This window comes from Pseudonocardia hispaniensis (assembly GCF_042658695.1).
Taxonomy (GTDB): domain Bacteria; phylum Actinomycetota; class Actinomycetes; order Mycobacteriales; family Pseudonocardiaceae; genus Pseudonocardia; species Pseudonocardia hispaniensis.
The window spans coordinates 33520-43778 of the sequence record NZ_JBHSQW010000012.1; the positions used below are offsets into that span (position 1 = coordinate 33520).

The 10259-nt window shown below is 65.3% G+C and carries 12 protein-coding genes and 1 pseudogene; 6 read left to right on the top strand and 7 right to left on the bottom strand.

The window, feature by feature from the left end; translation table 11 throughout:
- Positions 1 to 17 precede the first annotated feature (17 nt).
- Positions 18 to 401 (top strand): hypothetical protein, encoded by a 384-nt coding sequence (locus ACFQE5_RS06215; RefSeq protein ID WP_379583780.1) that lies wholly within the window; start codon positions 18 to 20, stop codon positions 399 to 401.
- 36 nt (positions 402 to 437) lie between these two features.
- Here the strand turns inward: ACFQE5_RS06215 and ACFQE5_RS06220 are convergent, their stop codons facing one another.
- Positions 438 to 1187: a DsbA family oxidoreductase gene (locus ACFQE5_RS06220; RefSeq protein WP_379583781.1), complete on the bottom strand. Its 750-nt coding sequence runs from the start codon at positions 1185 to 1187 to the stop codon at positions 438 to 440.
- 111 nt (positions 1188 to 1298) lie between these two features.
- Between ACFQE5_RS06220 and ACFQE5_RS06225 the strand changes: the two genes are divergently transcribed.
- From ACFQE5_RS06225 to ACFQE5_RS06235, 3 genes are all read left to right on the top strand, one after another.
- A complete protein-coding gene (locus ACFQE5_RS06225) occupies positions 1299 to 1925 on the top strand; it encodes a TetR/AcrR family transcriptional regulator (RefSeq protein WP_379583783.1) in 627 nt (208 codons plus the stop codon).
- 208 nt (positions 1926 to 2133) lie between these two features.
- Entirely contained in the window at positions 2134 to 2355 is a 222-nt protein-coding gene (locus ACFQE5_RS06230; protein WP_379583785.1) for a hypothetical protein, read from the top strand.
- A gap of 232 nt (positions 2356 to 2587) precedes the next feature.
- Entirely contained in the window at positions 2588 to 3223 is a 636-nt protein-coding gene (locus ACFQE5_RS06235) for a hemerythrin domain-containing protein (RefSeq protein ID WP_379583787.1), read from the top strand.
- Positions 3224 to 3703: 480 nt separating this feature from the next.
- On the opposite strand, the gene ACFQE5_RS06240 is transcribed toward ACFQE5_RS06235, so the two are convergent.
- The 3 genes and pseudogenes from ACFQE5_RS06240 to ACFQE5_RS06250 form a co-directional block, all read right to left on the bottom strand.
- Positions 3704 to 4012, bottom strand: coding sequence for a helix-turn-helix domain-containing protein (locus tag ACFQE5_RS06240; protein ID WP_379583789.1), 309 nt, complete (start codon positions 4010 to 4012; stop codon positions 3704 to 3706).
- Positions 3978 to 4172, bottom strand: coding sequence for a type II toxin-antitoxin system RelE/ParE family toxin (locus tag ACFQE5_RS06245; protein ID WP_379583791.1), 195 nt, complete (start codon positions 4170 to 4172; stop codon positions 3978 to 3980). Before ACFQE5_RS06245 ends, ACFQE5_RS06240 begins: the two co-directional genes overlap by 35 nt.
- Before the next feature lie 59 nt (positions 4173 to 4231).
- Positions 4232 to 4354 (bottom strand): annotated as a pseudogene (locus ACFQE5_RS06250) (type II toxin-antitoxin system RelE/ParE family toxin); the annotation flags it as partial.
- 1002 nt (positions 4355 to 5356) lie between these two features.
- On the opposite strand from ACFQE5_RS06250, the gene ACFQE5_RS06255 reads away from it, so the two are divergent.
- The gene (locus tag ACFQE5_RS06255) at positions 5357 to 5869 is read left to right on the top strand and encodes a class I SAM-dependent methyltransferase (protein WP_379583793.1); all 513 of its coding nucleotides are present in this window, start codon (positions 5357 to 5359) and stop codon (positions 5867 to 5869) included.
- A 241-nt stretch (positions 5870 to 6110) separates the two neighbouring features.
- Here the strand turns inward: ACFQE5_RS06255 and ACFQE5_RS06260 are convergent, their stop codons facing one another.
- The 3 genes from ACFQE5_RS06260 to ACFQE5_RS06270 form a co-directional block, all read right to left on the bottom strand.
- Complete coding sequence (locus tag ACFQE5_RS06260; RefSeq protein WP_379583795.1) at positions 6111 to 6335, bottom strand: hypothetical protein; 225 nt, start codon at positions 6333 to 6335, stop codon at positions 6111 to 6113.
- A 487-nt stretch (positions 6336 to 6822) separates the two neighbouring features.
- Positions 6823 to 8757: a hypothetical protein gene (locus ACFQE5_RS06265; RefSeq protein WP_379583797.1), complete on the bottom strand. Its 1935-nt coding sequence runs from the start codon at positions 8755 to 8757 to the stop codon at positions 6823 to 6825.
- A gap of 692 nt (positions 8758 to 9449) precedes the next feature.
- On the bottom strand, positions 9450 to 9851 hold the full coding sequence (locus ACFQE5_RS06270; protein WP_379583799.1) for an HAD family hydrolase: 402 nt from the start codon (positions 9849 to 9851) through the stop codon (positions 9450 to 9452).
- On the opposite strand from ACFQE5_RS06270, the gene ACFQE5_RS06275 reads away from it, so the two are divergent.
- Positions 9844 to 10259, top strand: a 416-nt coding sequence (locus tag ACFQE5_RS06275; protein ID WP_449301263.1) for a tyrosine-type recombinase/integrase, incomplete at its 3' end; no start/stop codon positions are given. The two genes, ACFQE5_RS06270 and ACFQE5_RS06275, sit on opposite strands and share 8 nt — an antisense overlap.

Below are 10259 nucleotides of genomic sequence, written 5' to 3' on the forward strand. Positions count from 1 at the left end.
TGACCCCCAAGCTCTCCGTGCTGAGAGCCAGCCGACGCGTCCTGCGCCCGGGCGGACGCACCGCCTTCTTCACCATCGTCGTCGCGCCCGGGCTCTCCCCCGCGGGGCGGCGCCGGGCCGCGCAGGCCGGCCCGCCCGCCGTCACCAGCCGCGGCCGGTACCGGGACATGCTGTGGTCGGCCGGCTTCGTCGAGGTCGAGGAGCAGGACGTCACCGCCACCTATCTCGACACCGCGCGGGCGTGGCTGCGCGGGATCGAGGAGGCCGCGGACGATCTCGCCGCGATCGAGCCACCCAGGGTGGTGGCCGATCGGCTCACCCGACGCCGGGAGGTGGTCGCCGCGATCGAGTCCGGGCTGCTGAGACGCTCGCTCCTGCTCGGGGTCCGACCGCGATCATGATCGGGTTGAGGAACCGCGGCGGTGCGATCCGGAGCGCTACGGCAGTCCGACGCGGGTCGCGTCCGCCGGGGCGCCGACCGCCGCGCGACGGAGCAGGTCGGCGTACACGGTCGGGTCGTAGGCATCGACGACGGGGAATCCGGCGGCCCACGGACCCTCCCAATGCACGCAAATCCCGGGATTGGCCGCCGAGCTGCCGTCGGGCAGCAGGATCGTCGGGCTGCCCGCGATGGCGTCGGTCTGCGCGATCGCATAGTCGCCGAACAGGGTCGCCCGGTATCGCCCGGTGTCGAGGTCGGCCGTCAACGCCTCGACGTCGAGCCCCGCCTCGGGCTGGGCGGCCGCGGCCTCCCCGGCGACCTCGAGGATCACCTGGCGGTGGGAGATGGAGCGGCTCTGGGACCAGAAGGCCGTGCGCAACGCCGCGTCGAGGGCATCTGCGGCGGCGAGGCTCTGCGCGGACGCGGCGAGCACCGCTTCGGCGGCGAGCAGCACGGTATGCGGATAGCGATCATCGGGAGCGGTCCAGAGCCGGAAGCCGGCGGCGGGCACGATCTGGCCCAGCCCCACGGCCTCGCTGTCGGTGCCGCGGCGCGGATGCGGTCCGTTGAACAGCTCGAGCGGGAACACATGGTGTTCGAACTGGACGGCCGCGGCCGGGTCGCCGGGCGGCAGTTCGGCACGGGCGGCTCGCAGCCCGCACATCGCCACGTGAGCGAACGGGCACAGCAGGTCGGACCAGACCTGCAGGACGCCGGGATCGGGGTGGGTCACCTGGTTCGCCATGGTGCTCCCACTGTCATGCGACAACCCTCCGAATACTCGGACCACGGTCCCGTTGCCTGCGCCGAAACATACGGACTACAGTCCGGATCGTCAAGGACGGAGAGGCCGAGCATGCCGAGGGCTGGTGAACGATCGGGCGAGCCGGTCGAACCGCCGGTGATCGGTCGGCAGGCGGTGCGTGAGCGGGCCGACGCCGTTCGCAACCGCGCGCGCGTGCTCGAGGCCGCTGAGCGGCTGTTCGCCGAACGCGGGGTCGCCGCGGTGTCGATGGACGACGTCGTCGCCGCCGCCGGCGTCGGCAAGGGCACGCTCTATCGGCGGTTCGGCGACAAGAGCGGTCTCGCCGGGGCCCTGCTCGACGAGCGGGAACGTGCGCTACGACAGCGGATCCTGAACGGCCCTCCGCCGCTGGGACCCGGCGCCCCCGCTCATGAGCGGCTCGCGGCGTTCACCCGCGAGTACCTGGACTTCGTGATCGCGCATCTCGACCTCGTCGCCATGAGCGAGACCGCAAGCACCGGCGCGCGGCTGCGCAGCGGAGCCCACCGGTTCTGGCGCCAGCACGCCGTCGACCTGCTCACCGCGGGTGACGCGCGCGATGCCGCCGTCCGCGCGGACGTCCTGCTCTCCGCGCTCTCCGCCGAGCAGATCGGTCACTGGATCCGCGAGGAGCACCGGGCCCCGGATGCCCTGCGCGACGCGCTGGGCGCGCTCGCCGTCGACCTCTCGATGCGGTAGGACACCGACGCCCAGCAGGGCCGCGGGCGTCGGCTCCCTGCCCGCATCGCACAATCGGATGCACGTGCCGAGGCGCCTTGCATCTGGCCACCATGATCAGCAGACTTGACGCCGTGCGCGCCTCGACCGGGCGGTCCGACAGCAAGGGCCGTCAGAGCAAGTTCCCTACCTTGCCGATCCGGCAGCCGAGCTGATCGGGCGCTCGGACGTGGCCCAGCAGCCCACCGACCAGATCCGCGACATCGCCGAGATCCTGGCCTTCACGTACTCACCCGCGGCTCTGCGCCGGATCCTCGTCGAGCACACGGCCGACTCGACCGGGCACTGCCTCGGCTGCCAGTACCCGACCAAGGCGTCACCGGTGTGGCCCTGTCGCCTGTGGGAGATCGCGAAGGAGTCGGAGCGGATCCGGGGCCGAGACGCCTCATGATCGGCGTCTGGGAGCCGGCAACCGCGAAGAACACGGCTCCCCCAGCCCAGATGCCGATCATGGTCATGGGCAGGTCGAGTCTGCTCGTCCTCGGCAGCAGGACCGACGGCATCCTGTCGATGACCTCGGCGTCGACAACGACTACTTCCTCGCCGTGCACGATGTGAACCTGCGTTCGCGATGACGGCGTCGGCTGCGCACGAGCACAACAGTTCGCAGTACCGTCCCCTGCATGGCCTCCCGCAGCATGAACAAGGTGATCCACAACGCCGTCCGTCGTGACCTGCAGCGGTTTATCGACGCCCTGGGCTCCTATGCTGCCGAGGACCCGAGGCGCGCCAGGGCCTTGGGGCTCGCCTGGAACAACTTCGACGAGCAGCTCACCCGCCACCACAAGGATGAGCACGAGATCGTCTGGCCGACCTTGGAGGTCCTTGGCGTCGAACCCGCTCGCCTCGCCAATCTCGACGCCGAGCACGACAAGATGGCAGCCGCCCTGCGCCGCCTGCACGAGGACATGACCACGTTCTCGAGTTCCGCGCGGACCCGGGACGCCGAGGCGGCACTCCAGTCCTTCCAGACGCTGCAGACGGTGACCAACGATCACCTCGACCACGAGGAGGCGGAGATCGAGCCGGTGTTCCTCGCCCATGCGGGCGGGCCCGAACTCAAGGCGATGTCGCGAAAATTCATGAAGTCCCAGTCCATCTCCCAGGCCGGGCGGTACTTCGCCTGGCTGACCGACAGCCCGGACGCCGACGATCGCAGCGCCGTCGCCGAACACGTGCCGGCGCCGGTCGTCGCGATCATCGGGGGCATTTTCGGCTCCGGCTACCGCCGCACCATCGCCCCCGTGTGGCGGGTCTGACGCCCTGGGCCGACGGCTCCGACGCCCATCGCCGCCAAGGGTGCCACCGAGGTTCCCCGGTCCCGTCGGGGCTTCGACCATGGGAGCGAGATGACAGGCAGACGGACCAAGCGGGGGCACGATGAGCGTGGCCCGTATGCCTTGAGGAGTCGGTGAGCGCCTTCATCTGGGACGCGCGTTGTGACATCCACTTGACCGACGACACTCTGCACTTTCCCGTGGGCCTGAATGGTCGAAGAAATGCATCGCCCGAATTGACTCACTCCGGTAGGTTTGCATTCTATGTTCGGTGGGCTGAGGGGATTCGAACCCCTGACCCTTGACTTTCAGGAACTCCTGGCACCATTTCGGCCTGTGTTTCCAAGCCATTCCGAATGGTCGAGCCGTCCGCCGGTGTCCGCCCGGATTCATCGTCCGGCGCGGTCGTTGTCACTCAGATAGTCACTCACCTGCGCCCGGGGCAGCCACTCGGCGGGTGCCTCAGCCTACCTTGATCTGCTCGTCCCCGAAGTTCGCCACGATCTGCAAGTTCCCACCGAGTGCGTGCACGTAGCGGTCGAGCACGTCGATCCCAGCAAGCTCGCCGTTCTCGATCTGGCTCACCCGCCCGACCGTCACCCCCATCGCCGCAGCCACCTGCCGCTGAGTCAGCCCACGGCGCTTGCGCGTCTCCGCCAGCCGATGCGCCCGCACCTGACCGAGCAGCCGAGCCTTGCCCTGCTCGACCCGCTCCTCCCCCGCAGCCGCGACATGCTCACCACGGATCTCCGACCACCGAACGGTGCTCATGACCTGCACTCCTCAGCTGTGCGTCCTTCAGATAGGTCTCGTAGAGTTGCTCGGCCCGCGGGATCGCCTGCCGGTACCACTCGGTCCAGCGCCCGGCCTTGTCCCCCGCGACCAGCAGGACCGAGCTGCGCCACGGATCGAACGCGAACAAGATCCGCACCTCGCTGCTCCCGCCGACCCCGGACGCAGCTCCTTCACGTTGTGCACCGACGAGCTCTTGATCCGATCGACCAACGGACGGTCCAAGTTCGGCCCACCCTCGGCGAGGGCCTCGATCGCCGCGACCACCTGGTAGTGCGTGTCCTCGTCGCCGTGGAGCAACTCGTCGAGCCACTCGTGCACCTCGCCGGTCAGGTAGATCTCCCACCTGCGGCCTCCGTTGGCAGGTTTAGCTCACGCCATACATCACCGGAAAAGCCGCCCCCGCAGGCGACCGCTGCGCCAACGACGCGGCGGGCGAGACTGTCAAGCGAACAGCATCGCTGGATCGATTCGCACCACGACAATCGCGGAGAGACCTCAGACGACGAATACCGCCTGGTCAGAAGGCTGGAGCTGAGGGGACTCGAACCCCTGACCCCTGGACTGCCAGACACTCGGAATCCTGCCGTCAGCAGCGCCACAACGGCGTTCAGGATGGTCGTGCTATCCGTCGTCGTCCACACCGGTCCGCTGATCGACGCGGCGGTTGTCGCCCAGTTGGTCGCTCACGACCTGCAGCCTGACGGTTGCCCGCTCCCGCTTCACGCTGTTGTGGATCAAGCGCTTCGGCGGTGTCTTCCCTGTTCAGGCGTTCGTCAGTGTTCAGCCCCGGTCACACACACAACGAAAGAACCTTGCCCCGCGTTGACGAGGGGCAAGGTTCGAATGTTTCCGAGTGGGTGGAGCTGAGGGGATTCGAACCCCTGACCCCTTGACTGCCAGGCACTCGGGGCGTCTGCACAGCCTCGCCTCGGAGGCCGTGACCACCTGCGCGCAGTCCGCCGACGTCCGCCGGTGTCCCCGCTCCCCCGGCCCGGTTGTCACTCAGTTAGTCACTCACCGTTCGCCGCGAGCCGCTCTCCTAACGCGAACCAGGCTCCTCTACTGCCTGCGCCTCCCCCTCGAAGCCCTCGACCACCAGCCCACCCGCTGCCACGTCGTGTCAGCGGGTGTCGGGCTGTCCCGGCCCTGATGTGCCCCAGATGTGCCCCGCCAGACCGGCCGGCGGGAGTTGTCGGTGCCGGCTGCTATCCCTGGCTCCATGACACGCCTGAACCGACGCCCCTTAGAGCCGCGGACGTGAGTCGACCTTCGGTGTCGCAACCTCCGGATCTTGACCTCGTCCGCGATTCCTACGACCGCGTGGCCGACACCTACGTGGACATGGTGGCGACGACGAGCCTCGGCGACATTCGCCTCATGCCGTGGCACCGCACCGCAATGGACGCCTTCGCCGACGCAGTCGGCGGGCTCGGCCCGGTGCTCGACGTCGGCTGCGGACCGGGCACCGTCACCGCCTACCTGGCCGAACGCGGGCTCGACGTCTCGGGAGTGGACCTGTCACCCCGCATGATCGAGCACGCGCGCCGCCTGCATCCGGAGTGCACGTTTACCGTCGGGTCGTCGACGGACCTCGATCTAGCTGAGGGATTGTGGGGCGGCATAGTGGGCTGGTGGTCCCTGTTCAACCTGCCTCGACACGTCCTGCCGCAGGTGATCTCGTCCTTCGCTAGGGCACTGGTGCCGGGCGGCCAGCTGATCATCGGGACACACGCCGGCGATGGCGACCTCGTGCGCACCGAGGCATACGGAGGGGGTCCCAGTGCGCTGGACGACCCACCTGTGGCAGCCAGACCAGCTCGTCGCGATGGTTGAGCAGGCCGGCCTGCAGCCGACGGCCGAGCTCCGACTTCCCGCCGACGGACAGATCAGCCCCGGGGTAATCCTCGTCGCGAAGGCATGAGCATTTCGGTGTGAAGGCGGACGCGATGGCTCAGGCGCTGACGGGCCGTGCCATCGCGTGCCATTTGAGCTGGGCGTTCGTGCTGATGTGTCTCGGGACGTGACGGACACTGGCAGGGCGTTCGCTCCGCCCAACCACGCTGGGGCTCGTGCGTCATCCCGTCGGCCTGGTGCAACCCGACCGCGCGGCGTCCCGGGTGCAGCCCTCGACGCAACCGCCGGCCAACGCCGTCAAGCTCTGCCCCCGGGACGTCGTGTGGTAGCCCTTGGGGAGGCCGACGAGATGCCGCACCCCGCCATCCCAGAGGTCTGCCCGCCCGGCGAGGGCGCTGCAGTTGTTGGTGAACTGCGTCCGACCAGGGATTTCGCGGTCGATCATGCGCTGACCTGCCATTCCATGCCGTCGAGTGTCGGCTGGTGACGTCGGGCGTCGACCTCGACTTGTACCCGATCTGTACCGGCGTCGGCGGCCACGCGCCGGTCGCACGCTAGGTTGAAGCCACAACTCCATCGCGTCGCGCGCGGTCTGGGTCCGGCTGCTGGTTCGAGTCCAGCTTCGGGCACGGCGTCCACCTCGCTCTGTCAACGCTCCTTCTCCTCCTGTGCAACCTCAACGAGACTCGGAAGCTCATCAAGCGGGTGAGGAAGACGATCAGAAAGGCGGTGGTGCGTATGTGGAGGCTGCGGAATGAGATCTTGTTCCGGGCGTCCGTGCTGACTGGAGGGTTCCTGGCCTGGACCGGGCGCGGCGCGACGGGTATGGCCTCGTCGGTGTGTAGGTGGATCTAAAGCCCTGACTGTAGCGTCGCAAGATCTTCCGATCTGGCTGAGCTGTGCTTGCGTAGGCCCGGCGAGAGCACCGGATCTTACGTCTCGGCCTTCAGCCAGAAGTCATCATTCATTTTTATGACGAGCGCGACCAGCAACTTTAGTGCGATGACATAGGTCGCGAAGTGCTCATCGGCATTGCTGGCATCAACTTGTGAGCCATGCAGATACTTGTTTCGAAGATCGGGTCCATTACTAAATTCCGACTGATTTAAACAGTAATTGTAGTAGCTGGCCTCAGCGCGCGTCAGCAAGGTCTTTTCCTGGACGAGCCAGCCTGCGGTAACCATCTGATCAATTGCAGCGCGCACAGAAGTGGGGTAATGGAAATAGCTTGCAGCCTCCGTGTAATAGAGACTTCGCAGGAACCGAACCTGGCCGGCGTCCACGAATCTAACGCAACCATTATCAAGTTCGAGTATGCCGACTTGGGTCAAGAAGTCGAGGTAGGACTTCTGGTAGTCATGAAACTCATTGACTGTGATCTGGTTTCGTGAGATCAACGTGGCGGCGTCGTCTGCCTTCAAGGTCTCGTTGATGTATGCCAGCCCAGACTGATCAGAGAACATGAGGTGCATAATCCTCTGGAACGTCGAGCTATCACTGGGGTAGACATACTTGCCGTCGATCAGGCTGGGGATCTCTTTGTAACGAACCTGCTCCGATGACATCAAGAGGAGGTCGCGATCTAGTTCGCCATTCTCGACGTAAAGTGTGTACTGTCGGACAACACTCTCCATCTCGGAGAACAGATGCCGGCACCGCTCAAGATACGACGCCGTAACACTCGAAGGCACGAACTTGAAGGCACTAGCGCCGAACTCAAGGTTGAGGTAGTCCGCAAAGAACCATGAGATGACTGATTCCAGCTCAACTCCGTGTAGCCGTAAGAACCGGTCGTAAGCAACGACACACAGTGTCGATAGGTTCTCGCTCGTCCTGAAGGCGGTGCCGACCGGGTAGTCCTGCGCGCCCGTTATCCCAATAACACGCTCCAGGGTGCCGAGTCGAGCCATGTACGAAGGCAGCGTCAGTATCATTCTCGAATCCACGAACTCGAACAAATAGATGAAGTTATTGAGGATGGTCGGGTAGTCCAGGCCCTCCTCAAGCCACTTCCTACTGAAGGACAACTTAATTGACAAGCCGTCGATCGTGCATTCCTTTGGTTCATCCTGCTGATCGGATATCGCCACCTCGCAGCCAGTCCGGATGCCGGACTCGGTCTTGAAGAAGTCTTCTACCCAGGCGTCGTACTTGCGCTTCGCTTTCAGTTTCAGCCTGGCATCTATTCCATGCTTCGCGCTTACCCTCGCAAGAGATACGAGCTTCACGAAGTTGGGATTGGCATCTTCCTCGTCAAGGTAGGCCTCTATGAGGGCGCGCATGTCGCCAGGCGTGAGGCTGGAGGGGAGGTGGATCGACGACTCGCCTCCCTTCTCAAGGTTCTTGTGGAGTATGTGTTCTGCGTTCATTGGGGTCGACACAACCCTCATGCGCAGCTCTTCGTTGTATGACCTCACTAGATCTCTGCATGCGAGCATCTGGCGCAAGCCAACTTTGGTCTCATCGAGTGCAGCTAGTAGCGGTTCCGCAGCGCAACGCTGAAAGACCTTGAATTTTGCAAGCAGGGTCAGCAGGTCGTCGTGATGTGAATAGTCCACATCGACAATACGATCTTCGATGTTTGCATCATCGATAGAATTGAAGTACCGGGCAACCGCTTTGCGGATTTCAGGGATGCGACCCTTAATCGCTTCCCGTTCAGTCGCACGGTAAGAGATCGGGACTAGGTCGTTCTCGATGAAGAGCTGCGCATTGTAGAGCTCAAGAACATCAGCCATGCATTGCGGCGATACTCCCGGATCATACTGCTCGATGACCTCTATAGCTTGCCGTGCTTGATAGTAGGTTCCGTAGTCATTGAGACCGTAGAACTTCAGGCGTCGCTCGGGCGGAGGCTCGGTCCTCATCAACTCATCCTGTGTCGGCGACAGCCCACCTCACGGGACAGTCAGATCAAGGCGCAGGATACCGGCCTCGATGCAGTAGATGCGGAGGGCACTTCATACCCCGCTCGGATGGGCCGGGCAGATTCCGTTCCACTCTGGATTCGCTCCGGCTCAGCCGCACCCGCGCTCCTGAGTGCCATCCCGTCGACCTGGCACAGCCCAACCGCACGGAGGCCCGTTGGCGGCCCTCGGCGCCGCCGCAAGTCGAGCTACGACAACTCCGCCCACGGGCCTCCGTGCGGTAGCACTCCGGGAGGTCGTCGGGATAACACGGGCCGCCATCCTGTTGATCTGCCCGCCCGGCGAGGGCATCGGGTATCGCAGGGATGCTGGTAGCAGCACTCCAGTATGGTTCCCCTGTGGATAGTCGAGCGGCCGAACTCCTTGCGGGCATCGAAGAACTCGCCAGAGACGCCCCTCGGAAGACTATCCTCAAATCAATGTGGGATGGAATCCTGGTTGCGTTGCCCTACGTCGCCAACATCGCGGCCATCACGACCGGTATTGGGCACCTCGTCGCGTAGGCGCGCCGATGCGACGCGCGGGGACCGGCCGGAGGCCGCAGCCCCGGGCGTCTGGCGCCGCAGGCGCCCCTTGATACAGAGAAGAAAGTCTGAACACAGCGCGCCGACGCTGCGCCCGCAGCTTGGCGGTCAGGCAGCCGCTGCGAGTTCGCTCATCGCGAGGATGAGAGCGTCAGGACCGGCGGCCGCGAAGGATCGCTGCTTGTCGGCCTTGTTGGCGAAGGCGACTGCGGCCACGCCTGCGGCGCGTGCGGCCTGGATGTCGGTCAGTGAGTCACCGATCAGGAACGATTCGGCCGGCCGGGCACCTCGTTCGCCAAGGGCGCGGTGGAGCAGGTAGGGCGTCGGCTTGAGGTCGTCGTACCTGGCTCGGGTGCGGCCGACCACGCCGTCGAAGAGGTCGGCGATGTCGCGGGACTGGATGAATGCCCGGATCGCGGTCTCGGAGTTGTTGCTAACGACCGTGACGGTGTGGCCGCTCGAAAGCAGAGCCATGACGTCGGGGACCCGGTACAGCTCCTTGGTGCTCACCAAGACCGCAGCGAAGCAGAAGCTGCGCGAGATCCTGCGTAACCATGAGGACGGCATCACGTCCCGCGCGCCGCGGTACACCGTCGAGGAGGCGGTGACGTACTGGCTCGACTACGGCCTGTCCGGACGGTCTCCCGACACGATCAGCAACTACCGGACGATCGCGAACCATCACATCGTTTCGGCGCTGGGCCGCCGCAGGCTCGCGGATCTTTCCGCCGAGGACGTGGACAGGTGGCTCCGCGCGGAGTCGTCGCTGGTCAGCACCCGGACGTTGCGCCTCATGCACTCGATCCTCAACCGCGCGGTGACGTACGCGATGGCCCGAGACAAGGTGCGCCGCAACGTCGTCGGCCTGTGCGAGATCCCGGCGGGGAAGAGTGGCAGACCGTCCAAGTCACTCACCTT

Bases quoted from the DNA above. Each gene is read 5' to 3' on its own strand.
- ACFQE5_RS06260 (WP_379583795.1), bottom strand. From the start codon at position 6,335: ATGATCGACCGCGAAATCCCTGGTCGGACGCAGTTCACCAACAACTGC.
- ACFQE5_RS06225 (WP_379583783.1), top strand. From the start codon at position 1,299: ATGCCGAGGGCTGGTGAACGATCGGGCGAGCCGGTCGAACCGCCGGTG.
- ACFQE5_RS06265 (WP_379583797.1), bottom strand. From the start codon at position 8,757: ATGAGGACCGAGCCTCCGCCCGAGCGACGCCTGAAGTTCTACGGTCTC.
- ACFQE5_RS06240 (WP_379583789.1), bottom strand. From the start codon at position 4,012: ATGAGCACCGTTCGGTGGTCGGAGATCCGTGGTGAGCATGTCGCGGCT.
- ACFQE5_RS06220 (WP_379583781.1), bottom strand. From the start codon at position 1,187: ATGGCGAACCAGGTGACCCACCCCGATCCCGGCGTCCTGCAGGTCTGG.
- ACFQE5_RS06235 (WP_379583787.1), top strand. From the start codon at position 2,588: ATGGCCTCCCGCAGCATGAACAAGGTGATCCACAACGCCGTCCGTCGT.